The sequence below is a fragment of the Mesorhizobium sp. M3A.F.Ca.ET.080.04.2.1 genome (assembly GCF_003952525.1).
Taxonomy (GTDB): domain Bacteria; phylum Pseudomonadota; class Alphaproteobacteria; order Rhizobiales; family Rhizobiaceae; genus Mesorhizobium.
Genome location: NZ_CP034451.1, coordinates 1419327 through 1440941, shown reverse-complemented (window position 1 = coordinate 1440941; position 21615 = coordinate 1419327). Strand labels below are relative to the sequence as shown.

Sequence of the window (21615 nt, the reverse complement as noted above, 5' to 3'; positions counted from 1 at the left end):
GGTCGCGGTGGCTGATGATCAATCGGCCGCGCTTCGCCGCCAGATCTTCTTCTGGCTGGCCACGGCCATGCTTCTGGCGTTGTTTCTCTATGTTTTCTCGGGCATCCTGCTGCCCTTCGTCGCCGGCATGGTGCTGGCTTATTTCCTCGATCCGGTGGCCGACCGGCTGCAGCGGCTCGGCCTTTCGCGGCTGATGGCGACGGTGGTGATCCTGATTGCCTTCATCGTCGTCGTCGTGCTGGCCTTCGTCATCCTGGTGCCGGTGCTGGCGACGCAGATGGCCGATTTCGCCCGCAAGCTGCCGGAATATCTCACCCGCCTGCAGTCGCTGATCACCAGTTTCGATCCGAAATGGCTGGAGCAGCGCTTCGGCGTCAACGCCGGCAGCCTGCGCGACGGGCTGAACTCGCTGCTCACCTCCGGCTTCAGCGTGCTGACCGCCGTCTTCACCTCGATCTGGAGTTCGGGCGTGGCGCTGGTCTCGGTGGTGAGCCTCTTCGTCGTCACCCCGGTCGTCGCCTTCTACATGCTGCTCGACTGGGACCGCATGGTCGCCGTCGTCGACAGCTGGGTGCCGCGCGACTATGTCGAGACGGTCAGGGCGCTCGCCCGCGACATCAACACCGCCACGGCTGGCTTCGTGCGCGGCCAGGGCACGCTCTGCCTGGTGCTCGGCGCCATGTATGCCACCGGGCTGACGCTCACCGGGTTGAACTTCGCCATCCTGATCGGCTTCTTCGCCGGGCTCATCTCCTTCATTCCCTATGTCGGCTCGCTGACCGGGCTGGTGCTCGCCGTCGGCGTCGCCTTCGTGCAGTTCTGGCCGGACTGGATGATGGTGGTGCTGGTGGCCTGCGTGTTCTTCGTCGGCCAGTTCATCGAGGGCAACATCCTGCAGCCGCGGCTGGTCGGAAAGAGTGTCGGCCTGCATCCGGTCTGGCTGATGTTCGCGCTCTTCGCCTTCGGCGCGCTGTTCGGGTTTGTTGGGCTGCTGATTGCGGTGCCGGCTTCCGCGGCGATCGCGGTGCTGGTGCGCTTCGCCATCAGCCGCTACCTCGAATCGCCGCTTTACAGGGGCCGCGTCGCCGAACCCGTGCCGCGTTTGCCCGCCGATCGTGACGGCGGCCATCGCTCGCAACCACGTCGCTGAAATGGCCGGCGAGCGCAACGATCCGCCGCGACAGCTGCCGCTCGACCTTGGCCACGGCACGGGCTACTCGCGCGACGAACTCGTCGTCTCCGGCACCAATGCTGAGGCCGCGGCGCTGGTCGACCGCTGGCCGGACTGGCCCGCGCCGGTGGTGGTGCTGGCAGGTCCCCCCGGCTCCGGCAAGACGCATCTCGCCTCGATCTGGCAGGCCCATGCCAACGCGGTCGCCATCGATTCGCGCAGCATCGGCGTGCACATTGCCGGTCTTGGCGCCACGCCGGCGGTCATCGACGACATCGACAGGGACCCGATCGACGAACAGGGCCTGTTCCATCTGATCAATGCCGTGCGCGGCGCCGGTTCCACCCTGCTGCTCACGGCGCGGCGCTTTCCCGCCGCCTGGCGGGTGACGCTTCCAGACCTCATCTCGCGGCTGAAGGCGGCGGCGACAGTCGAGATCCACGAGCCGGACGACATGCTTCTGGCCGGCGTCATCACCAAGCTGTTCGCCGATCGCCAGGTCGAGGTCGAGCCGCATGTCGTGCAATATCTGGTCAGGCGCATCGAGCGCTCGCTGGCGACCGCCATGCGCGTCGTCGAGCGCCTCGACCGCGCCGCGCTGGAGCGCAAGACGCCGATCACTCGCGCGCTCGCCGCCGAGACCGTCAGCGCCATGGACGAGGGCCAGGGCGAGTTCGATATTTAGAACATCGAGGAAGGCTGGCCCCGGGACTGCGCGCTCTTTACGCCCATAGGCCGGCCAGATGCCGAGCCAGCAGATAAATTCCGGTATGCGCCGCCACGTAGCAGGCGGCGACAAACACGAAGAACACCACGCCGACGGACCGGGACCGGGCGACGCTGCCATCCTGCCTCTTGCTCGGCCGGTTGTTCCAGACCCACAGCGCAGCGCACAGAATTGCCCAGACGATCATGACCGGAACCGTGAAGCCGTAATAGGCCAGGTAGGCCGGGCCAATCAGCGACAGCAACGCCTCGATAACAGGCATCCAGAGTCCCCCTTTTGCGGAAGTCTAGAGCAACTCCAGACAAACTGTGTAGCGGGTCCGATGTTGCGGGACGATGCGTCGTGGCTGTCCCATTTCGAGACCGTTTCCCTGGCATCCATCTTGCAGCGTGGAAGACGCCGGTTGATCCCGGTCCCGGTCGCGTTCCAGATCGGGTTGTAGGCTCGCCGGGCTTGAGGTTGTTGGGGACTCGCCCGGCGGGTTTACGGTCCAGGCAGATCGGCCGACCTTACCTGTGGCTCAGCCTTCACGCAGAAACCGCAATTGTTGCCGATTCCACTTCACATCGTAATGGAACAGCAGTTCGGGCTGAATGGACTTTGCCAATGGACGAGATCAGCCGGCTCGCGCCGATGTCCTCGATCAATGCACTTGTCACCTTGTACGGGCGGCACAAAGAAAAAGCCCCGCCGGAGCGGGGCTGCAATGCTGCAATTTGCAGCAATCAGAACTTGTAATTCAGGCCAATGCGAACGGTATGGAAGGCCACGTCGTTCTTGAGGGTAACACCGGGTTGAGAAAACACAGTCGATTTGCCGAGATCGGTGTAGAGATATTCGGACTTCAACGACCAGTTTGAATTGATGGCGTACTCGGCGCCTCCTCCGACGGTCCAGCCGGCTTTGGTCTTGGACGAGTCGATCCCGGCAAATTGGAGTTCGGTCTTGACCTTACCATAGGCCAGGCCGCCGGTGCCATAAACCATGAAGCGATCGACAGGCGTGTAGCCGATGCGAGCACGCACCGTGCCGAACCACTCAACCTTGGTCTCAAGCGGGGGTCCAAAAAAGATGCTGGAAGTCGCTTTGACATCGGAAGCCTGGAAGTCGGCTTCGATGCCATAGACCATCTGGCCCGACTGCCAATTGTAGCCGGCCTGAACGCCGCCCAGAAAGCCGCTTGCACTGATATCAGCAAAATCGGAGGTGACGCCGCCACTATCGAGCGGATGCTTGAAGTTGCCGAAGCCGCCGCCGGCGTTCACGCCGATGTAAGCACCCGTCCAATCGAAGGAGGACGCAACCGGCAGGGGTGCCTCCTCGCCATTGATCACGGCGTCTGCGGCATAGGCGGTGCCGGTCGCAAGGACGAGAACGGTTGTAAGAAGAAGCTGTTTCAACGGATGGCCCTTTCGTTGCCAAAGACTGCACTGCTGGAAGGGCGCTCGCCGATTTCAGCGAGAGGCGCCCGTCGCAAACCTTTCCAGGTTTGACGTCCAGGCTTAGGTAGGATGAATGCCCCCCGTAAGGGCCTGCGTACCACCTGAGCGCGAGTAGCCTTTCTGCCGAACTCCGCCGGTTGTCAACGCTGCCAATCGGGAGACGCAAGTATTTCTTTCAGAAGGTGCTGAAAAGCCACAGCGGCTGGAAGAGTGTCTGTTCTTTGTATTGCCGGAGCAGCCCGGGAGGCCAAAGGCAGGAGCGGCGCTATCAGCGGATTCGACCAGTTGCGTCGGGTACTCACAAACAAGTTCTTCTCGGCCCGGGACGGAATCAGGTCGGTCTGGGAGGCCGATCCTGGAATCCTATCCATGCAAGGCGCGATCGAAGAATGGTCGGAGTGGCGTGATTCGAACACGCGACCCCCTGATCCCAAATCAGGTGCGCTACCAGGCTGCGCTACACTCCGACGCTCGCGGCGTATAGGGTCCCGGCGCCGAGAAGGCAACCGAAAAACGGAAAACCCCCTTCGCCATCGCCATGCAGAAACGGCGCTCGCGCTGCCGCGCAAGGTCGCCCTGCAGGCTACAGATCGACCTTCGCGACCTTGTCCTTGTATTCCTGCTTGGGATCGTAGCCGAGCAGCAGCTTGATTCCCGATACCATGCTGGAGGCGTCGAGCCAGATCTCGGCCTGATCCGGGTCGAACCGCAGCGATGTCAGCTTCGGATCGTCCCTTCCGCCTTCGAACCACGCTGCGACATAGCGGTTCCACAGCCGGTCGATGACCACGCTGTTGTTGTCGACGCGCAGCCTGCCTTGCACGGTCGCGAAAAGGTCATGGCCTTTTGAGACGAAGGTCGCCGTTGCCTGGTCGCCACCGGCAAGGCCGAGGACGAGTTCGGTGTCCTTCGCCGTGAAGAACCAGATCGGGCCGTTGCGGTCGTCCTCCAATTGTGCCGTCATCGGTCGGGGAATGATGTTCGAGCCGTCAAGGCCGATCATCATCGTCATGTCGGATTTCAGGGCTTTCCAGAATTTCGCTTCCAGTTCAGCGGGTGTCGGCATCTGTTTTCCTTTCGCCAGAGAAAGGCAAACGACCGGCAGTCCTGTCTGTTCCTTGCAGCGCCTGGCCGCGGCGCTCAGCCCCTGGCGACCGCCTTGGCGATCGCCGCGCCCTGGATGCGGGCATTGGCGAAGCAGCCGCGAATGCTCGGCCGCATGCCGGTGAACCAGAGTCCCGGCAGCTTCGGGTCGCCGTGTGGGCCATTGAACAGGGGCACGCCCTTGGCGTCGAGCACGTTGAGCTTGCCCACCATCGTCTCCAGCCCCGTTCGATAGCCGGTGGCGGCAATCACGACGTCCGGCGAGATCGCCTGCCCGTTGTCGAGAACCACGCTGTCGGCCCGGAACTCCAGCACCTGCGGCACGACGATGATGCGGCCGGCCTTGATCGCGTCGACCGCGCCGTCGTCGGCGGCAATCGCCGTATAGTCGGCGCCGAGCCGGCTGGCGCCGCCCGACGGGGCAGGGGGCAGGCCGTATTCGCGCAGATCGCCGAAGACCAGGCGCTGCGTCGCCGCCATCGCAGCGTCCGCCAGCCTGACCGGCAGCCTTGCCATCAAGGGCGAGAACCGGTGCACGGCGATCTTGCCGATGCGCTTCGGCAGCAGCGAGGGCCCGTTGCGCGCGGCGAGCCACATCTGGCCGGTCTCGACAGTGGAAAGATGGTTCAGCGCGTCGAAGCCGGAATTGCCGGCGCCGACCACCAGAACCTTCTTTCCGGCATGATCGCTGGCCCGGCCGAAGTCGGCGGAATGGATGATCCTGCCTGAAAAATCCTCCATGCCCTTCCAACTGGGAATGAAGGGATGCCGGTCGCGACCGGTCGCGACCACCACGTGGCGTGCCGCGCGCGCTCCGGTGTTGGTCTTCACCAGCCAATGGTCGCCAAGGAATTCGATGCCCTCGACGACTATGCCGAAGGCGATCGGCAGCCGGTGCGTTGTCGCGAAGTCGTTGAACAGACGGATCACGGCGCTGCGATGCGGAAAGGCGGGCGTGCCTTTGGGAAACGAAACGCCTGGCAGTGTCGACAGATCGCGATGCGTGTTGAGATGCAGGTTCTCGTGGCGGCGATGCCAGGATTCGGCCAGCCGACCCTCGCGCTCCAGGATCTGGGTGGCGATGCCGGCCTCGATCAGCGCATGCGCGGCGGCCAGACCCGCGGCACCCGCACCGATCACGAGCGCACCGTCGAGGATCGCAGGCTCGCCGGTCCAGCCCGGCGAGATTTCCGCTTCCATGCTCATTCTGTTCTTTATCGTCGTCATGGCCGTCAAATGACACGGCCGTGTATCCGACATATGCCGCTGGCAGGGCGATGGGAATAGGCCGAGGTTGCACAGAACTCCGGCATTGTGTCGCGGACAAGGTCACCCGTGCGCCGGGTCGGCGTGCCGGTGCACCAGCTTGAAGCCTCCGTCCTCCAGCCGGAAGACCTCGGTTACGCGCAAGGTCATCTCGGCCGGCTGGCCGTTCTTGCCCATGCGTGCCTTCGCATGCTGCAGCCCGGTCCAGAAGGCCAGATCGCCGCTGGAGGAGGCTTGCAGCACTTCCAGATCGGAGCTTCCGCCCCGGTGGAAGCTGGCCGCGTCGCGCTCATAGCGACCGGCGACAGCGTCGGCGCCCTCGAGGTGGTCGCCGCGCGGCGAAAAGAACGTCGCCGGCTCGCTCTGGGTGACGATCGACTTCAGCGATGTCGGATCGCCGTTGACATAGTCTTCGGCGATCTTTTCGCGCTGCCTCATGAAGGCGTCGAAGGATGAGCCGCCCGGCCGCACCGCTCTTATCCAGTTCTCCAGCGCACCCATGAATTTTTCCAGGAACGCGGCGGTCTCGCCGTTCTTCACCGCGCCCTTGTCGTCGAGCAGCTCGGCGACATTGCCGATATAGGCTTCCGGCTGCTGCATCACCGGCATGTCGAGAAAGACGAAGGTTTGCCTCAGCGCCTGGTTGGACCCGAACGCCCCGATCTTGCCCGGGCTGACGCTGACGACGCCGGCGGGCAAGCCCTTGAAGACGCTTTCTCCATGTGGTCGGGAGCCGACGTCCAGGGCGTTCTTCAGGCAGCCCGGAATCGAGCGGTTGTATTCCGGCGTGACGAACAGCACCGCGTCGCAGTCGCGGATCGCGGCGCGGAAGCTCAGCCAGGTCGCGGGCGTTGTCTCGCCTTCCAGGTCCTCGTTGTAGAGCGGCAGTTCGCCGATCTCTATGAAGCGGCAGTTGAGCGAGTCCGGCGCGCGTGCGGCAAGCGCCTTGGCGATCTTGCGGCTATAGGATTGGGCGCGAAGGCTGCCGACGAGGATGGCAAGCTGCAGGACGGGGGTCTCGGCTGTGCTGGTCATGGCTGGCTGTCCGGTCTGGAGCGATGGGTGGCGCTGCTTCATGGCACGAGCGGCCGCGTTGCGGCCCTACGGCTGAAGCACCGCCTGACTTCGGTTAATGTTCCGGTCGTTGCGAGGTTCCGCCCTCGACAGCCGCGCTGCCTCGCCTGCGGCCTTGCCGCCGGCGCCGTTGCACAGTAATGACGAGTTGGCGCTGGGGCCCGCAGTGGGTTCGGTTGCGGCGCCGATGAAGCAATACCCCGCTTCGGGGCGTCAACGAGGTGGTCATGTCCGCGCGCATTTTCAGCCCAGCCAAAACCGCGATGCAGTCCGGCAAGGCCAAGACCGGTCATTGGGTGCTGGAATTCGATCCCGCGCAGCGCAAGAAGATCGACCCGCTGATGGGCTACACCTCGTCCGGCGACATGCTGAGCCAGGTGCGGCTCACCTTCGACACCCGGGAAGAGGCGGTCGCCTATGCCGAGAGGGAAGGCCTGGCCTTCCGCGTCGAGGAGCCGAAGGAGACGAAGCGCCGGCAGATTTCCTATTCGGACAATTTCCGCTATGACCGCAGGACGCCCTGGACGCACTGACCCTGACGTCGAGCGTCCTGGCGCAATAGCATCACCGGCCCCGGCCGGCAGCGGTCCCGTAGCTCAGCTGGATAGAGCACCGGCCTTCTAAGCCGATGGTCGCAGGTTCGAATCCTGCCGGGATCGCCAGTTTTCAATTGTCCGACCCGGAGACATAGGTAACAGCTTGTCCCTAAGACATGGGTGACAACCTCGTGCCGAACGGGTTGTCGATGGTCTGCAAGGTTCTCTGCTCCAGGTCGACGGGTGGCGGCACGTTCGTTGCCGCCAGCAATATCGACGCCGGCAAGATGCCTCAGGCCTGGTCGATGCTCACGCAACCAGTTCTGTTTCGTCCGCGGGTCCGCGCCTGATCACCCAGCCGTCTGCTGCGATGATCCGGACGCCGGTGAACTGGCAACAGCGCCAGGGCTTGACCGGCCGTTGCTCTCTGAAGTCGGCGTGCGGAGCACCCCATACTTCGAGACGAAATCTGCAGCCGGGCCGCGAATGTCGGTCATCGCCGCCTCTACTTGCTCTTCGGGCCAGTCCCACCATCGGATGGCCAACAGGCCGTCTATGACCTCCGGGCCAAACCGATACCGGATGATCTTTGCAGGATTGCCAACAACCACCGCAAAGGGCGGCACATCCTTCGAGACGACGGCGCCGGCTCCCACAACTGCCCCGTCGCCGATCGTCACTCCGGACAACACGATGGCGCGCGATCCTATCCATACATCGTTGCCGACGGTGATAGGACCTTTTGTGATATTGGCGGAATCCACGAAAAAGGTGGAGACCGAAGACGTCGGGTGTTCTCCGGCGGCTATGAAAAGTGCTCCGGCCGCGACTGCTGTGTAGCTTCCAAGGATGACCGGGGCTTCCGCGGTGGCATTGAAAACATTGGTGCAGTCAACGCCGTGGGTTTTGCGGCCCATAGTGACGTACTGGCCCGGGTATGGCTTCCGCAGACCCAACCTTGTTCGCAATTTTCTGAACATCGCCATGTGATAATCCCCCGCAACTCTTTGCCGGCGCAGCCGCTCCGGCCGGAGCGCAAGTAATCCGGGCTCGCGCCGCGCGCAATTTCGTTAGCCGCAATTCTCAATTGAAATCGAAGCAATCCCCAGGGACCGCAATTTCGCGCGGGCGCCGTCGTGAAGAACCCATGCCTCTATCGATCGTCCCTGCGAAAAAGCACTGAGCAGTCGATCTCGTCGTGAAATGGCGCCTGCGGATCGAGCACCAGCCAGGATGCATGGGTCCGCAGTTCCCTCAGCCTGGCGTTCTTCTCGAAGCGCGCCTGGCGCTCCGCCTCCTTTTGCAGCGAAAGATCAGGTTCGGCTTGGTTGCGCAGAGGTCTCATCGCAGTCATCCAGACACCCCGGCCGGGATCCTCGACCCGCTATTCGCCCAGGACGACCCCGGAGGCGACGATCTGCGCCGTCCGCGCCGTGAGTTTCTCGCGCTTCACCAGCCTGGGCTTCTCGTAGGTCTTCTTCATTCCGCCGTTCCGAAACAGATTGGCTTCGACCGACAGAGTGAACGCACTCGCCGGACTTGCGTTCCCGTTCTCGCCGCGCCCTGTGGATAGTAACGGCTTCTTTACCATGGCCCCATCCTTGCGTTGAAAACCGGCCTTCGACTCGCCGAAAAAGCAAATGCCTGGACCTTCAGGCGCCCTGGAGCCCAGCGGCCGACGTTTTCATGTATCCCCAACGGGCGCGTAAGCGAGGACGCGTTCGCAGTATACGTCGGTCGCGGATCGCCAATGCGGGGGTGACTACCAAGCAAGCCCGCTCCGGCCTGGGGGCCGAAACGGGCTAGGCTTGGTATGGAGCCCGCAGTCGGGCAGATTACGGAAAGTAGATCTGCCGGCAGCGGCAATGTGTCGAGGTTTTTGCGCCGGCGCCGGCCTGCTGGCAGGACCCTATTGGCTGTTATCCAAGGTTGGGCGGCACCACGGCATGATCCCGCAGTTGGTCAGGCGAGCAGGCCGGCGGCCTTTGCCGCCTTGCGCAGCGTCTTGCGGGCGTCGATCGGGCTTCTCAGCCCATCGAGCGCGTCGCGGCAGACTCGGCTCGCTGCCCGCCAGGTGCGGTCGCGCGCTCGCCGCGGCCATCGCTGGTCGAGACACTCGACGGCCTCGAAACAGGTTGAAACCTTGCGTTTTCCGCTTGGCTGGAAGTCGATCACGACTGGTTCGGAAAACCAGACATCGTTCATCACTTTCTCCATTCTTATGGTCGTCTTTTGAGCAAGCAATCGGCGCCGGGCGGCGCCCGATGGGATGCGGATCCGAGGGCGATAGGCGGATCCGCGCATTAACCATTCACGACAGATAATGTTCCGAAGAATTTGAGCGCGCTGGGCAGAAGAAAAGATCCGCCCGGAGAGGGCGGGGACTGGAGCCCGGATCGCCACCATTCGGCTAACGCGTGCTGCCCAAACCATCCATCAAGACAAGGCTTGAAGCGCTTGGCCTGAATTCGTGCAGCGCAAACCGTCTCCAGCAAACTGGCGGTATGCGCGGTGCGGCGGATCACTCGACCAGCACATGCGCCTCGCGGGCGGCGCTTACGAAGGCGTCGCGGGCGTTGTCGGCCGGAACGTCGCCGCTCATTGCCCGGCGGCAGGCGCGCACCGCCGCGCCATGCAGGGCGCTGCCGGCGTCGCGCCACTGTCCCGTCAGCAACTCGACGGCCTGCTGCGCATTGGAAATGTGCCGGATCGAGCCTGCGATGCCGACGGCGACTTCGACCGGCTTGGAAAACCATCCCTGGACCATTGCGAAAACCCCTGATGCGTTTGACGCACTAGAACGCGGGGACCGCCTTTCGGGTTTCATCCAGCATTTCAACAGGATGTGAATGCGCTGTCAGGGGAGCGGGGCGGGTCGGCCAGACCGGCAGCGCCATCCGGCCGGCGAGCGGAATTTGCCAAATACGCCTGCGACGGCGGAACCCGTCGGCATTCAGGCGCGTTAGCGGCGCTATGATCAAGCGCACCTTCCTGGCCATAATCTTTGTGCAGGTCGCCCTTGCGTCGGCTTACGTCACCGAATTCGTGTGGGTGGAGGTCAACCCGGTGGTGGCGGCCGAGGCCAAGTCTCTAGCAATTTCCGTGGATAAGGAATTGGCGAAGCCGACGCGGCCATTTGCGCCCTGTCAGTGCCCTGATGCCGGACGAGGTCCGGGAACGTCCACCGTGCTGGTGCTTGCCGCCGGCAATTGAAAGCAGTGGAAATGTTACAGGGGCTCGGCGGCGGGCAGACGCGTCGCAAGCAGCAGCGGGTCGATTATCGGCCGAGCGGCCTGCGTGAAAGCTCGATGAGTTCCGCCTCGTCGGTAATCCCAGCCATGTAGTTCGCGATGATGCGGGAGGCGCGCGCCTCTTTCTGCTGCTCGGTCTCGCCCTCGACACGACCGCTCTCGAAGACGCGGCCAAGCATGGCCGTCTCGGCGGGCGTGAATGTGTTTCGCTCAATGGACATGGCTTCCTCCTCGAGAGCCCTGCGTGAGACCGATTCAGCGCGCGACGCGCTTTATAGTTCCCGGCTAATATTATCATGGGTCAGCCTTGGTGAGGGAGCCCCTGCCAACTCTGCGATTCGAGCTATTGCCGCTGGCGGCGAAAGGCGTCAACCCAGGATCCTGCGTATCTTAAGCGCCGGTTCGTCCATGCTGAAGGCTTGGTGAGACGGCTGGTCCGGCATCCATCTGCGCACCCGATTTCCGCTGCTCCTCGTTATATCCTTGATGAGCGAGCGATCCGCTGATATTCATTAGCAGCGCGGAATTATTCCGAATCTGCGCCAACTTGCGCCGCGCAACATTGCGGCGCAAGTTGTCCGAGGCCAAGACCCCGACGTGGTGGCAACCGGGTTGCGAAGGGATCTTGGTCGAACAAGAAGCAGGGCCGGTTCCGATCCCAGTCGGAAACGGCTCATGAAATGCTCTGGAAGTCTGAAGCCATTGCCCCCATGGCCTCGGAAGAGCATGAACATGGGGAAATCGATGGTTACGAAGAAACTTACCGACAACGCGGAAAGCGCGGCAGCCTTTCTTGCGGTGATGGGCAACGAGAAGCGTCTGCTCATCATGAACTACCTGGCCGAGGGCGAATTGTCGGTCGGCACGCTTGCCGACAAGGTCGAACTCAGCCAGTCCGCGCTCTCCCAGCATCTGGCCAAGCTGCGCAGGTTTGGCCTGGTCGACACCCGCCGCGACCGCCAGAATGTCTACTACTCCTGCAAGTCTTCGGCGGCGTGCGAGCTTCTGAAGCTGCTCGACGGCTTGCTGGCCAAGGAAAAGCCGCTCGCCGGACCGGCGCGACAGGCTCTCGTCGAGAGGATGCGGCCCCCGCAGGCCGCCTGATCGGCAACCCGCAGGCGAGGCGGGCGGCCTCGTCCGGCGCTGGCGTGAATGCAGGCCGCACCGACCGCGCAGCGAAGTTGGTGCGGGCTCACGCTTGTTCCGCTTGTGCAATGGCGTTCGTCAATCACGTTTGTTTGAAGAGCGCCGGCCAAGACGAGCGCAGCTGCCCGTAAGCTCATGATAAGATTGGGCTTCCTGTGTGCGTCCGGTCGTCTTGGTCGATCGAAGTTCACGCATTTGTAAATCGCCCGACCGACAGCTGTTGGCTAAGTTCCCCGCGATCCACACCCCCGGATCACGTGATGGGCCGAACTTCCACTTTGGCGCCTCACGAGGCCTGCCGCTCCTGGGAGCGGCGGGCCTCCTATCTTTTGACGGATAGCAGCGGCCGCCTCATGGCGCCGTCTGCCGCCGGGTGATCACGCTGCGGACGGCGAGCACCAGCACCGTGACGATGATCAGGATCACCGATAGCGCGGCGATCGCCGGGTCGATGTTGTCGCGCAGCCCCATCCACATCAGCCGGGGTAGGGTGATGGCGTTGACCGAGGTGATGAACAGCGTCACGCCGATCTCTTCCCAGGACAGCACGAAGGAAAGCAGGGCGGCGGTGACGATGCCGAACTTGATGTTCGGCATGATTATCCGCGTCGCGCGCTCCCACACGCTGGCGCCAAGGCCGCGCGCGGCGAGGTCGATGCGGCGGTCGAGCTGGCTGAGCGAGACCAGGATCAGCACCGTGGCGAAAGGCACCGTCATCACCGAATGCGCCATGGCGACGCCGAGCCAGGTGTCGTAGCCAAAGAAAGTGGAGATGCCGGAGACGGAGGTGAGCAGGAAATAGAGCGTCACCGCCGACACCACGGGCGGCACCACCATCGGCAACAGCACGAAGCCGACGAGGGCGGCGGTGAAGCGCGGCTGGAACATCCACACACCCAGGCTGAAGGTGAGCGCCAGCACCGTGGAGAGCGCGCTGCTGACGACGCCGATCCTGATCGACAACAGGATGGAATCCAGCCAGCGCGGATCCTCGATCAGCGAGCGGTAGTGGCGAAGCGACAGTTCCCCGCTGGGCATGGTCAGCATGCGGCTCGGCGTCAGCGACACCGGGACGACGGCAAGCAGTGGCAGGAGCAGGAACAGCGCCACCAGCAAAGCGAGGACGAGCGAGACAGGGCCGGGGCGATAGGTCGGCATCCCGCTACACCAACTGCTTCGGTTTGACGGAACGGAAAAGCAGCGCCATCAGCGCGCCGACGAACACCACCAGCACGACGCTGATCGCTGCGCCCAGTCCCCAATCGGGGCTCTGGAAAATCCTGAGATAGATGAGCTCGGCGATCATCACGCTGCGGCCGCCGCCGAGGATGGCCGGGGTGACGAAGAAGCCCAACGAGAAGACGAAGACGATCATCGCCGCGCCGATGATGCCGGAGCGCGTCATCGGCACGAACACCGTCCAGAAGGTGCGCATGCGGCTGGAGCCCAGCCCGCGCGCGGCGAGCAGCACGCGCTCGTCGAGGCTCCGCATGGCCGAGGCCAGCGGGAACACGGCGAAGGGAATGAGGAAATGGGTCATGCCGACGACGACGCCGAATTCGTTGCGCACCAGGGTCAGCGGCTCGGAGATGAAGCCGATCGATTGCAGCCAGGTGTTGATCAGGCCCCGATTGGACAGGAGCGCCACCCAGCCGAAGGCGCGCGTCAGCACTGAGATCCAGAACGGCACCAGGATGCAGAATTCGGCGAGCACGCGCTGCACCGGGCTGCCGCGCACCCACACCACCGTGATCGCATAGGCCGCGGTGACCGACACGAGCGTGACGATCGCGGCGATGCGCAGCGTGCGAACGAACACCGACTGCACCAGCGGGTCGCTGACCAGCGCGCCATACTGACCGAGACCCGGTCTCGGCAGGGTGAAACTCCACTTCACCACACCGAGGAACGGCCAGGCATAGGCAAGCACGAGAAACAGGAGCAGCGGCGCCATCAAAAGCGCCGCGCCCATCCTGTCGGAGAGGGTGCCTCTCATCAGCCGGAAATCCTCGCCCGATCAGGCGGAGATGATCTTGGTGTATTCGTCCAGCGCCGCGCCGTAATTCTTGGCGTACCACTCCATGTCGAGCACGATCTGCTTCTTCATGTTTTCGGGGTCTACCGGGTTGATGCGCTTCTTGTCGGCCGGGATCAGCGCGTCGGTTGCCGGGTTGGCCGGGCCTTGGCCGAGCTTGTCGAACATCACCAATTCCTTCTGCGGGTCCTGGGTGCTGGCGATGAACTTCATCGCCGCTTCCTTGCCGCCCGGATTGTTCTTCAGCACGGCGAGCGCGCCGGGCGAGATCAGGCCCTGGTCCCAGATGAACTTGATCTGGCCGCCGGAGTCCTGTTCGATCAGCGAAGCGCGCGTCGACCACACGATCGCCATCGAAGCCTCGCCGTTGAGCAGCACGCTCTGGCTCTCGGCGCCGCCGCCCCAATAGGAGACGACGTTCTCCTTGAAGGCTGCGATCTTGTCGTGCGCGCGCTTGAGATCGAGCGGATAGAGCGAGGCCGGCGCGACGCCGTCGGCAAGCAACGCGGCTTCCCAGCTCGACACGCCCCATTTGTAGAGTGAGCGCTTGCCCGGGAATTTCTTCACGTCGAAGAAGTCGGCCATGCCGGTCGGCGCGTTGGAGCCGAATTTCTGCGAGTCGTAGGCGATCACATAGGAGAAGAAGTAGGTGGAAGCCGCATACTCCCAGCCGAAGCCTTCGCGCATCTTCTTCTTGTCGACGATCGAATAGTCGATCGGCTCGAGCATGCCCTGGCCGCCGAGCGTGATGGCCGAGAACGGGTCGACGTCGACCAGGTCCCAGGTGGGCGCGCCGCTCTTGAACTGCGCCGCAATCGCGCCTTCGGTCGGGCCTGAGCCGTCCATCTTGACCGGAATGCCGGTGTCCTTGGTGAAGGCCTGGCCATATGCCGCGTCGTAGGCCGTTATGGCGTCGCCGCCCCAGTTGACCAGCACCAGTTCCTTCGCCGCGGCGAAAGCGCCGGTCGAGCGCAAAAGCATCGGCGTGCCGGCAAGCACGAGGCCCGCAAGCTGCGCGAACTGCCGGCGCGAAATCTCGCCGCGCTTTGCCCTTTCGGCGAGCGATTGGATGGTTTGCTTCTTGGTGTCGTTCATGTCAGTTCCCCATGTTTTCGTTGGTCTGATCCGGAAACCGTGCGGCGAATTCAGGCCGCTTCGGCGCTCATTGTCCTCCGTCCGGAAGGAGGAAACCCTTCTCCGCCGGCCAGGTCAGCCAGACGGAATTGCCTTTGCTGAGCGCGGCCGCCGCCACCTCGTTCGGCACCGAGACGGTCACCTTCGCGCCCTGGCGCGTCGTGAGGTCGAGCTTGGTCGCGGCACCGAGATAGGTCGAGGCGACAGCGGTCGCGGCAATGCCGTTCTGGCCGGCCGCCGCCTCCGGCGCGATCGACATGTGCTCGGGGCGGATGGCGAGGATCGCATCGCCATTCACCGCCTCGGCCTTGCAGCGCATGCTGACCGCGCGGTCTTCGCAGAGGCCGGTGGCGCCGTTGTCGGCGGGTTTGACGCCCTTCACCGGCAGCATGTTGATCTCGCCCAGGAACTCGGCGACGAAGCGGTTCGCCGGCCGGTCGTAGACCTCCTCCGGCCTGCCCACCTGCAGCAATTTGCCATGGTTGAAGATGGCGACGCGCGACGACAGCGCCAGCGCCTCGCTCTGGTCGTGGGTGACGAAGACGAAGGTGGTGCCGGTCTCCTGGTGCAGCCGCTTCATCTCCGCCTGCATCTGGCCGCGAAGGCTCTTGTCCAGCGCCGAGAACGGCTCGTCGAGGAGCAGCACGCCCGGCTCGAACACCAGCGCGCGCGCCAGCGCCACGCGCTGCTGCTGGCCGCCGGAAAGCTGCGCCGGCAGCTTCTTCTCATGGCCTTTCAGTCCGACGCGCTCGATCATCTCGCCGACACGGCTTTTGATCTCGGCGGCCGTCTTCTTGCGCACCTTGAGTGGGAAGGCGATGTTCTGCTCGACGCTCATATGCGGGAACAGCGCATAGCCCTGGAAAACCATGCCGGCGGCGCGCTGTTCGGCCGGGCGGTCGGTGATGTCGATGCCGTCGCTGAAAAGCCTGCCTTCGCTCGGCTGCACGAAGCCGGCCAGGATCATCAAGAAGGTGGTCTTGCCGGAGCCGGAGGGCCCAAGCAGTGTCAGGAACTCGCCGCGGCCGATATCGAGCGTCAGATTGTCCAGCGCCCGGAACGAGCCGAAGCTCTTGCCGATCCCGTTCGCCTTGATCTCTGCGGCCCGGCCGGGTTGCTGCATCCTGGCTTTCCTCAGTGTTGGATGAATCGTAGGCACGCCGGCGGTTCACCGCAACCGAATAGTTTTCGCCTGATCGGCAAATTTGATTCACGGGTGGGGAGCGGGCGAGGCGAGAGGTGGTGCTCTCGAAGGCGCTGCCTCAATACACCCCAACCCCATCCTTCGACAGCTTGGCCCTCAGCCACCCTCCGAACGCGTTGAGCACCGGATGCTCCGCCTTGGCGTGCTCGGAAACCAGATAATACGACCGCGGCGAGGGAATCGCGGTGTCGAACGGCTTGACCAGCCGGCCTTCGCTCAGCGCCCCGCGGCTGGTCAGTTCGTCGCCCAAGGCGATGCCTTGACCCGCAATTGCCGCCGAGAAGACAAGGTTCATGTCGGAAAAGAAGATACCGCCTTCGGGGTCGGGATTTTCCACCTTGGCCAGCGCCAGCCAGCGCGCCCAGTCCTCGGTGTCGCCGAGATGCAGGAGATTGGCGCGCAAGACATCTGCCGGCTTGGAGAAGCCGCCGACCTTGTTGAGCAGCGTCGGGCTGCAGAGCGGCGTGAAGGAGATATCGCAGAGCAGCTCCACCGCGCGGTTCGGCCAGTTGCCGACGCCGAAGGCGATGAAGGCGTCGGCTTCCGCGTTGCTGACGTCGTCGAGCCGGCGCGGCGTCAGTATATGCAGGGCGACGTCCGGATACATCTGCCGGAACTCCGCTATATGCGTGCAGAGGAAAAGCGAGGCGAAGCCCGGCGTGCAGGAGACCGCGAAGGAGCCGCCGACGCCGGCGCCGGCATTTTGCGCCACCGCATCGCCGAGCACGGTGAGCGCCTTGCGCACATCGGCGGCATAGCGTTGGCCGCGCGGGGTCAGCGACACGCCCTTGCCGATGCGCTCCAGGAGGTCGAAGCCGAGTTCGCGCTCGAGCAGCCTCAGCTGGTGCGAGACGGCGCTGCGGGTGAGGTGGAGTTCGTCGGCGGCGCGCCACACGCTGCCATGACGGGCGAAGCTGTCGAGGGCGCGCAGCGCCTGCGTGGAAGGTATTCGCAAGAGGCCTCAGGTGAACCGAATTTGCACGAGCCGGGAAAACATATCACTTTTTGACGAGCCGCTTCACTGCTTTCTTGGGCACATGGAGGAACCGGTGGCGACGTCCGCGCAGGAAACAGCACTCGCTTGCATCGACGGCATCCAGCCGCTCCTGTCGGTGTGGACCCGCAGCATTTTCGACTTTGGCGAGACCGCCTGGCGCGAATACGAGTCCGCCGCCTGGTATGTCGACCGCCTGAAGCGCGAGGGGTTTTCGGTCGAGGAAGGGTCCGGCGGCATGCCGACCGCCTTCTGCGCCCATTGGACCAATGGCGACGGCCCGACCATCGGCATGTATGCCGAATATGACGCCGTGCCCGGCAATTGCCAGGACGCGGCGACGGTGAGGCGGCCGCGTGCCGGCCTGGGCGTCGAAGCCGGGGGGCACACCGATCCGCATTCGGGCCTCGGCATCGGCAGCCTCGGCGGCCTGCTCGCCACCAAGGCGGCGATGCTCGAGCACGGCATCCCGGGCACCCTGCGATTCACCGGCGAGCCGGCCGAGAAGGTGAGGGGCTCGAAGCCGATCCATGCCGCCAAGGGCTATTATGACGGCCTTGCCGGGATGATCTCCTTCCACCCCTTCTACATGCTGCCGCTCTGCAACACGGCGCGCTGGGACACCCATTGCGGCGCGGCCTACGCGATGATCTACCGCTTTGTCTGCGACGAGCCGGAAAACTGGGCGCGCGCGGGCGATGGCACACCGATCCCGCAGGCGCATTCGGCGGTCAGGGCGCCCGGGGCCAACGATGCGCTAATGACCATGTACATGGCCTCCAAGGTGCTGCGCGATTCCATGCTGCCGCATCAGGGCGGCTGGTCGATCAGCGAGGCGATCCTGACCGCCGGACAGGCGACCGCCGACAATCTGCCGGCGGGACTGGCCGAGATCCAGTACATGATCCGGGTGCCGACCATTGCCATGGCCGAGCAGGTGACCGCCGTGCTCGACCGCAATGCGCAAGCCGCGGCGGAGATGAGCGGCTGCCGTTACGAGCGCCACTGGGTGTCGAAGTCGCGGCCGGGGCTGGCCAACCACGCCATGGCCGGCATCACCTATGACGCGCTCTCCACCGTCGGCCCCCCGCAATGGAGCGAAGAGGCCAGCGCCATCGCCCGCGAGATCCAGGTCAATGCCGGCGGCGAGGCGACCGAGAACCCATTCATCGACGAAATGGAGCGACTGATCACGCCGCAGGAGGCGGAAGCGATTCTGCGCCGCGAACTGCCGCCGTCGCAGGTGAACTCCACCTCCGACGATTACACCGACATGAGCTGGCATGCGCCGACCGCACGCTTCTATGTCGCCCGTCCGGCGCTGCGCTCGGCAAAAGGCCACGCCTGGCCCGGCTGGGTGATGAACGCGCTGGGCGGCATTCCCGCCACCATCGATCCGATGGTCGCCTGCGCCGCGAAGACGATCGCGCTCACCGCATTGCGTCTGCTCGAAGACAAGGCCGCGCGCGATGCCGCGATGGACGAGTTCGTCGCCCGAACCGGCGGCGGCGTCGGCGGCTCGAACTGGATCGCGCCGCTCTGCGACTATGATCCGCCGATCAATTTCCGCTGGCCGGAATATGTCACCACCGCGCGCGGGCGCGACTGGTGGATCCCGGCCGCCTCCACCGCATGACACGAACAACCTAACCTCGAGGAGAACCCCATGACCGTCCATGACCGCATCGTCGCCGAGCCGTTCTCGCTGCAGCGCCGCAACCCCGCCGGCGGCACCAAGCCGCTGACCGCCTGGGGCTTCGCCAACGAGACCGATGTGCTGACCGACGTGCTGCTCGGCTCGCCCAATTTCCTGCGCCATCTGTCGACCAGCTCGCTGTCGCGCAAACATCTGCGCGAGGCGCCCTGCAACATCCAGATCGCCCAGGCGCAGCACAAGGACCTCGTCGCCGCCTACGAGCATTTCGGCGTCAACATCCACTGGCACGAGCCGACGCCGGAACTGCCGATGCAGGTCTATTCGCGCGACTCCAGCGTCATGACGCCCTATGGCGCATTCATCACTGCGATGGCCAACTGGTGGCGGCGCGGCGAGAACTACGCCGCCATCCGTACCTATGAAAAGCTCGGCATCCCAATCTACGACATGGTCACCGCAGGCACTTTCGAGGGCGGCGACTTCAACGTCATCGAGGAGGGCGTGGTGCTGATCGGCTGCGGCGGCGCCCGCACCCAGGAAGAGGGCGCGCGCCAGGTGCAGGCCTGGTTCGACAAGGAAGGGTGGGAAACCCGCATCGCCTTCATCGACGAATATTATGTCCATATCGACCTCATGGTGGTGCCCATCGCCGAAAAGCTCACCGCCGTCTGCCTCGCCTGCACCGAGCCCGGCATCGTCGACTGGCTGAAGGGCAAGGGCCACGAGATCATCGACGTGCCCTTCCAGGACACGATGGCGCTCGGCTGCAACTTCATGGCGCTCGGCAAGGACAGGGTGATCGCGCCGACCTCCAGCAAGACGCTGATCGAGAAGCTCAAGGCGCGCGGCTTCGAGGTCGCGGCGATAGACATGAGCGAGATCTCCAAGACCGGCGGCGGCATTCACTGCATGGCGCAGGCGCTGAAGCGGGTGAAGGCGTAGGGCGTCTGTCGCCAGGCATTCGGCCGGCGCGGCATTCTGGCGGCGCGTGATTCCAGCCGAGGCGTTGTCCATTTTTCACGAGGATGGACAACGCAAGGGATCGGTTTTACGAGTCAGCGCAACCAGCGGAGATCTTCGCGCCCCCCGATGAACAAGATCGATACCCACGACAGCAAGGGCAGCGACGAGCGCTCGACCGCCACCAGCCTCTTGCGGCTCGGCACTCGCTTGAAACTCTCGCGGCAGACGCGCGGGCTGACCCTGAAGGCGCTCGCCGAGGCCGCCCATTGCTCCGAAAGCCTGCTGTCGAAGGTCGAGAACGGCAAGGTCTCGCCCTCGCTTCCGGTGCTCCACAGGCTCGTCGAGGTGCTCGGCACGAACATTGGCTGGATGTTCGAGGAATCCGACGGCGAGGAGGGCATTGTCTTCCGCGCCGGGGCGCGGCCCCTGATCACGCTCGATCCGCTCCGCCGCGGCCAGGGCATATCGCTCGAACGCGTGATTCCCTATTCGCCCGGCCATCTTCTCCAATGCAACATCCACCATATCGAGGCGGGCGGCGAGAGCGCCGGTCCGATCCAGCATGCCGGCGAGGAAGTCGGCTACTTGCTCGAAGGCTCGATCGAACTCATGATCGGCGAACGGACATTTCGCCTGTCCGCCGGGGATTCCTTCGTCTTCAATTCGGAGCTGCCTCACTGGTATCGCAACGTCGGCACCGCCCGCGCCAGCATTTTCTGGGTGAACACGCCGGCGACATTCTGATCTCTCCCCTTTCGTTCGCGAATCGCTAATTCAAGTCACTTGACAAGCATTCAAGCATCTTGAATGATGCCTGTGCGCTCAGGCGTCAGGTGAGCCCGATCAAGGGCCTTTTCCGAAATCAAGGGGAACCGGAATGCGTCTTACCAAGATTCTTTCAGGCTGCGCCGCAGCCATCGTCATGACCCTCGCCCTCGGCTCGGCTTCGGCCATGGCCGAGACCTATGCGCTCGTCACCATCAACCAGCAGGCACTGTTCTTCAATCAGATCAATGACGGTGCCACGGCCGCGGCGAAGGCCGCCGGAGTGGATCTCGTCATCTTCAACGCCAACAATGTGCCGAGCGCCCAGAACGATGCGATCGAAAACTACATCACCCAGAAGGTCGACGGCATCATTCTCGTCGCAATCGACGTCAATGGGGTGAAGCCGGCGATCACCGCGGCCAAGGCCGCCGGCATTCCCGTGATCGCCATCGACGCGCAAATCCCCGATGGTGACAACGTCGCCTTCGTCGGCGTCGACAACACCAAGGCCGGCGAGGACATCGGCAAGTTCTACGCCGACTACGTCAAGAACAACATGAACGGCAGCGCCAAGATCGGCGTCGTCGGGGCGCTCAATTCGTTCATCCAGAACCAGCGCCTCGATGGCTTCAAGAAGGCCGTTGCCGAAAGCGGCCAGAAGGTCACATTCCTCGACACGGTCGACGGTCAGAACGTCCAGGACGTCGCGTTGTCGGCTGCCGAGAACCTGATGACCGCCAATGCCGACATGACGACGCTTTACGCCACCGGCGAGCCGGCTCTGCTCGGCGCCGCGTCCGCCGTCACCAGCCAGGGCCGCACCGGCGACGTCAAGCTTTTCGGCTGGGACCTGACCAAATCGGCGGTGCAGGGCCTGGAAGAGGGCTGGGTGGTCGCCGTCGTCCAGCAGGATCCGGCCGGTGAGGGCAAGGCTGCGATCGAAGCCTTCGTCAAGCTCAAGAAGGGGGAAAAGATCGACCCGATCATCAATGTCCCGATCACCATCGTCACCAAGGAAAATGTCGGCCAGTTCAAGGACATGTTCAAGTAATCTCTCCCGAGACGGCCGGGCTGCGCATCGACCTGACGGTTGACTGCGCCGCCCGGCCACCGTTCACTTGAATACGACGGCCTGAACTGGAA

25 protein-coding genes and 2 tRNA genes are annotated in these 21615 nt (G+C 64.0%); 10 read left to right on the top strand and 17 right to left on the bottom strand.

The annotated features are described in order from the left end of the window. Positions 1-7 precede the first annotated feature (7 nt). Positions 8-1150, top strand: a complete 1143-nt coding sequence (locus EJ074_RS07090) for an AI-2E family transporter (RefSeq protein ID WP_348626991.1) — start codon at positions 8-10, stop codon at positions 1148-1150. Between the two features lies 1 nt (position 1151). After that, on the top strand, positions 1152-1856 hold the full coding sequence (hdaA, locus tag EJ074_RS07085) for a DnaA regulatory inactivator HdaA (protein ID WP_095808754.1): 705 nt from the start codon (positions 1152-1154) through the stop codon (positions 1854-1856). Positions 1857-1893: 37 nt separating this feature from the next. On the opposite strand, the gene EJ074_RS07080 is transcribed toward hdaA, so the two are convergent. From EJ074_RS07080 to EJ074_RS30570, 6 genes are all read right to left on the bottom strand, one after another. Further along, complete coding sequence (locus EJ074_RS07080; RefSeq protein ID WP_095808755.1) at positions 1894-2160, bottom strand: hypothetical protein; 267 nt, start codon at positions 2158-2160, stop codon at positions 1894-1896. 463 nt (positions 2161-2623) lie between these two features. After that, the gene (locus EJ074_RS07075) at positions 2624-3298 is read right to left on the bottom strand and encodes an outer membrane protein (protein ID WP_095808756.1); all 675 of its coding nucleotides are present in this window, start codon (positions 3296-3298) and stop codon (positions 2624-2626) included. 432 nt (positions 3299-3730) lie between these two features. Further along, positions 3731-3807, bottom strand: a tRNA-Pro gene (locus EJ074_RS07070). Positions 3808-3923: 116 nt separating this feature from the next. Further along, positions 3924-4406 carry a pyridoxamine 5'-phosphate oxidase family protein gene (locus EJ074_RS07065; protein WP_095808757.1) on the bottom strand — a complete coding sequence of 161 codons (483 nt, stop codon included), beginning with the start codon at positions 4404-4406 and terminating at the stop codon, positions 3924-3926. A gap of 74 nt (positions 4407-4480) precedes the next feature. Beyond that, the gene (locus tag EJ074_RS07060) at positions 4481-5644 is read right to left on the bottom strand and encodes an NAD(P)/FAD-dependent oxidoreductase (protein ID WP_095808758.1); all 1164 of its coding nucleotides are present in this window, start codon (positions 5642-5644) and stop codon (positions 4481-4483) included. Positions 5645-5773: 129 nt separating this feature from the next. Next, positions 5774-6745 carry an NAD(P)H-dependent oxidoreductase gene (locus EJ074_RS30570; RefSeq protein ID WP_135904456.1) on the bottom strand — a complete coding sequence of 324 codons (972 nt, stop codon included), beginning with the start codon at positions 6743-6745 and terminating at the stop codon, positions 5774-5776. A 266-nt stretch (positions 6746-7011) separates the two neighbouring features. Here EJ074_RS30570 and EJ074_RS07050 point away from each other — a divergent pair, with 266 nt between their 5' ends. Both EJ074_RS07050 and EJ074_RS07045 read left to right on the top strand, forming a co-directional pair. After that, on the top strand, positions 7012-7317 hold the full coding sequence (locus EJ074_RS07050; RefSeq protein ID WP_095808760.1) for an ETC complex I subunit: 306 nt from the start codon (positions 7012-7014) through the stop codon (positions 7315-7317). Between the two features lie 52 nt (positions 7318-7369). Further along, a tRNA-Arg gene (locus tag EJ074_RS07045) sits at positions 7370-7446 on the top strand. Between the two features lie 224 nt (positions 7447-7670). Here the strand turns inward: EJ074_RS07045 and EJ074_RS30565 are convergent. The 5 genes from EJ074_RS30565 to EJ074_RS07025 all read right to left on the bottom strand — a co-directional run bounded on the left by EJ074_RS30565 (position 7671) and on the right by EJ074_RS07025 (position 10087). Next, the gene (locus EJ074_RS30565; protein WP_095808761.1) at positions 7671-8306 is read right to left on the bottom strand and encodes a CatB-related O-acetyltransferase; all 636 of its coding nucleotides are present in this window, start codon (positions 8304-8306) and stop codon (positions 7671-7673) included. Positions 8307-8473: 167 nt separating this feature from the next. Next, the gene (locus EJ074_RS07035; protein ID WP_095808762.1) at positions 8474-8665 is read right to left on the bottom strand and encodes a hypothetical protein; all 192 of its coding nucleotides are present in this window, start codon (positions 8663-8665) and stop codon (positions 8474-8476) included. Positions 8666-8704: 39 nt separating this feature from the next. Beyond that, entirely contained in the window at positions 8705-8803 is a 99-nt protein-coding gene (locus EJ074_RS29880) for a putative RiPP precursor (RefSeq protein ID WP_189523785.1), read from the bottom strand. Between the two features lie 479 nt (positions 8804-9282). Beyond that, the gene (locus EJ074_RS07030) at positions 9283-9525 is read right to left on the bottom strand and encodes a DUF982 domain-containing protein (protein WP_095808818.1); all 243 of its coding nucleotides are present in this window, start codon (positions 9523-9525) and stop codon (positions 9283-9285) included. Between the two features lie 316 nt (positions 9526-9841). Beyond that, the gene (locus EJ074_RS07025) at positions 9842-10087 is read right to left on the bottom strand and encodes a DUF982 domain-containing protein (RefSeq protein ID WP_095808763.1); all 246 of its coding nucleotides are present in this window, start codon (positions 10085-10087) and stop codon (positions 9842-9844) included. Between the two features lie 206 nt (positions 10088-10293). Here EJ074_RS07025 and EJ074_RS07020 point away from each other — a divergent pair, with 206 nt between their 5' ends. Next, on the top strand, positions 10294-10533 hold the full coding sequence (locus EJ074_RS07020; protein ID WP_095808764.1) for a hypothetical protein: 240 nt from the start codon (positions 10294-10296) through the stop codon (positions 10531-10533). A gap of 64 nt (positions 10534-10597) precedes the next feature. On the opposite strand, the gene EJ074_RS07015 is transcribed toward EJ074_RS07020, so the two are convergent. Then, positions 10598-10792, bottom strand: coding sequence for a hypothetical protein (locus EJ074_RS07015; RefSeq protein WP_095808765.1), 195 nt, complete (start codon positions 10790-10792; stop codon positions 10598-10600). A gap of 523 nt (positions 10793-11315) precedes the next feature. Between EJ074_RS07015 and EJ074_RS07010 the strand changes: the two genes are divergently transcribed. Next, positions 11316-11675: a metalloregulator ArsR/SmtB family transcription factor gene (locus EJ074_RS07010; protein WP_095808819.1), complete on the top strand. Its 360-nt coding sequence runs from the start codon at positions 11316-11318 to the stop codon at positions 11673-11675. 393 nt (positions 11676-12068) lie between these two features. Here EJ074_RS07010 and EJ074_RS07005 read toward each other — a convergent pair whose 3' ends face one another. From EJ074_RS07005 to EJ074_RS06985, 5 genes are all read right to left on the bottom strand, one after another. Continuing rightward, positions 12069-12875, bottom strand: a complete 807-nt coding sequence (locus EJ074_RS07005) for an ABC transporter permease (RefSeq protein ID WP_095808766.1) — start codon at positions 12873-12875, stop codon at positions 12069-12071. 4 nt (positions 12876-12879) lie between these two features. Continuing rightward, positions 12880-13713 carry an ABC transporter permease gene (locus EJ074_RS07000; protein WP_095808767.1) on the bottom strand — a complete coding sequence of 278 codons (834 nt, stop codon included), beginning with the start codon at positions 13711-13713 and terminating at the stop codon, positions 12880-12882. A gap of 21 nt (positions 13714-13734) precedes the next feature. Further along, on the bottom strand, positions 13735-14847 hold the full coding sequence (locus tag EJ074_RS06995; protein ID WP_095808768.1) for an ABC transporter substrate-binding protein: 1113 nt from the start codon (positions 14845-14847) through the stop codon (positions 13735-13737). 67 nt (positions 14848-14914) lie between these two features. Beyond that, positions 14915-16009 carry an ABC transporter ATP-binding protein gene (locus EJ074_RS06990; protein WP_095808769.1) on the bottom strand — a complete coding sequence of 365 codons (1095 nt, stop codon included), beginning with the start codon at positions 16007-16009 and terminating at the stop codon, positions 14915-14917. A gap of 139 nt (positions 16010-16148) precedes the next feature. Next, positions 16149-17045, bottom strand: a complete 897-nt coding sequence (locus EJ074_RS06985) for a LysR substrate-binding domain-containing protein (protein WP_095808770.1) — start codon at positions 17043-17045, stop codon at positions 16149-16151. A gap of 82 nt (positions 17046-17127) precedes the next feature. Here EJ074_RS06985 and EJ074_RS06980 point away from each other — a divergent pair, with 82 nt between their 5' ends. The 4 genes from EJ074_RS06980 (at position 17128) to EJ074_RS06965 (ending at position 21523) form a co-directional block, all read left to right on the top strand. After that, positions 17128-18720, top strand: coding sequence for an amidohydrolase (locus EJ074_RS06980; protein ID WP_129552862.1), 1593 nt, complete (start codon positions 17128-17130; stop codon positions 18718-18720). 30 nt (positions 18721-18750) lie between these two features. Continuing rightward, positions 18751-19683 carry a dimethylarginine dimethylaminohydrolase family protein gene (locus EJ074_RS06975; protein ID WP_095808771.1) on the top strand — a complete coding sequence of 311 codons (933 nt, stop codon included), beginning with the start codon at positions 18751-18753 and terminating at the stop codon, positions 19681-19683. Between the two features lie 147 nt (positions 19684-19830). Continuing rightward, positions 19831-20448, top strand: a complete 618-nt coding sequence (locus tag EJ074_RS06970) for a cupin domain-containing protein (protein WP_095808772.1) — start codon at positions 19831-19833, stop codon at positions 20446-20448. A 133-nt stretch (positions 20449-20581) separates the two neighbouring features. Then, positions 20582-21523: a substrate-binding domain-containing protein gene (locus tag EJ074_RS06965; RefSeq protein WP_095808773.1), complete on the top strand. Its 942-nt coding sequence runs from the start codon at positions 20582-20584 to the stop codon at positions 21521-21523. Positions 21524-21615 lie beyond the last annotated feature (92 nt).

Bases quoted from the DNA above. Each gene is read 5' to 3' on its own strand.
- EJ074_RS07080 (WP_095808755.1), bottom strand. From the start codon at position 2,160: ATGCCTGTTATCGAGGCGTTGCTGTCGCTGATTGGCCCGGCCTACCTG.
- EJ074_RS07010 (WP_095808819.1), top strand. From the start codon at position 11,316: ATGGTTACGAAGAAACTTACCGACAACGCGGAAAGCGCGGCAGCCTTT.
- EJ074_RS06965 (WP_095808773.1), top strand. From the start codon at position 20,582: ATGCGTCTTACCAAGATTCTTTCAGGCTGCGCCGCAGCCATCGTCATG.
- EJ074_RS06980 (WP_129552862.1), top strand. From the start codon at position 17,128: ATGGAGGAACCGGTGGCGACGTCCGCGCAGGAAACAGCACTCGCTTGC.
- hdaA (WP_095808754.1), top strand. From the start codon at position 1,152: ATGGCCGGCGAGCGCAACGATCCGCCGCGACAGCTGCCGCTCGACCTT.
- EJ074_RS30570 (WP_135904456.1), bottom strand. From the start codon at position 6,745: ATGACCAGCACAGCCGAGACCCCCGTCCTGCAGCTTGCCATCCTCGTC.
- EJ074_RS06990 (WP_095808769.1), bottom strand. From the start codon at position 16,009: ATGCAGCAACCCGGCCGGGCCGCAGAGATCAAGGCGAACGGGATCGGC.
- EJ074_RS07000 (WP_095808767.1), bottom strand. From the start codon at position 13,713: ATGAGAGGCACCCTCTCCGACAGGATGGGCGCGGCGCTTTTGATGGCG.
- EJ074_RS07060 (WP_095808758.1), bottom strand. From the start codon at position 5,644: ATGGAAGCGGAAATCTCGCCGGGCTGGACCGGCGAGCCTGCGATCCTC.
- EJ074_RS30565 (WP_095808761.1), bottom strand. From the start codon at position 8,306: ATGGCGATGTTCAGAAAATTGCGAACAAGGTTGGGTCTGCGGAAGCCA.
- EJ074_RS06995 (WP_095808768.1), bottom strand. From the start codon at position 14,847: ATGAACGACACCAAGAAGCAAACCATCCAATCGCTCGCCGAAAGGGCA.
- EJ074_RS07050 (WP_095808760.1), top strand. From the start codon at position 7,012: ATGTCCGCGCGCATTTTCAGCCCAGCCAAAACCGCGATGCAGTCCGGC.
- EJ074_RS29880 (WP_189523785.1), bottom strand. From the start codon at position 8,803: ATGAAGAAGACCTACGAGAAGCCCAGGCTGGTGAAGCGCGAGAAACTC.
- EJ074_RS07030 (WP_095808818.1), bottom strand. From the start codon at position 9,525: ATGAACGATGTCTGGTTTTCCGAACCAGTCGTGATCGACTTCCAGCCA.
- EJ074_RS07005 (WP_095808766.1), bottom strand. From the start codon at position 12,875: ATGCCGACCTATCGCCCCGGCCCTGTCTCGCTCGTCCTCGCTTTGCTG.
- EJ074_RS07065 (WP_095808757.1), bottom strand. From the start codon at position 4,406: ATGCCGACACCCGCTGAACTGGAAGCGAAATTCTGGAAAGCCCTGAAA.
- EJ074_RS07035 (WP_095808762.1), bottom strand. From the start codon at position 8,665: ATGAGACCTCTGCGCAACCAAGCCGAACCTGATCTTTCGCTGCAAAAG.
- EJ074_RS07025 (WP_095808763.1), bottom strand. From the start codon at position 10,087: ATGGTCCAGGGATGGTTTTCCAAGCCGGTCGAAGTCGCCGTCGGCATC.
- EJ074_RS07015 (WP_095808765.1), bottom strand. From the start codon at position 10,792: ATGTCCATTGAGCGAAACACATTCACGCCCGCCGAGACGGCCATGCTT.
- EJ074_RS06970 (WP_095808772.1), top strand. From the start codon at position 19,831: ATGAACAAGATCGATACCCACGACAGCAAGGGCAGCGACGAGCGCTCG.
- EJ074_RS06975 (WP_095808771.1), top strand. From the start codon at position 18,751: ATGACCGTCCATGACCGCATCGTCGCCGAGCCGTTCTCGCTGCAGCGC.
- EJ074_RS07020 (WP_095808764.1), top strand. From the start codon at position 10,294: ATGATCAAGCGCACCTTCCTGGCCATAATCTTTGTGCAGGTCGCCCTT.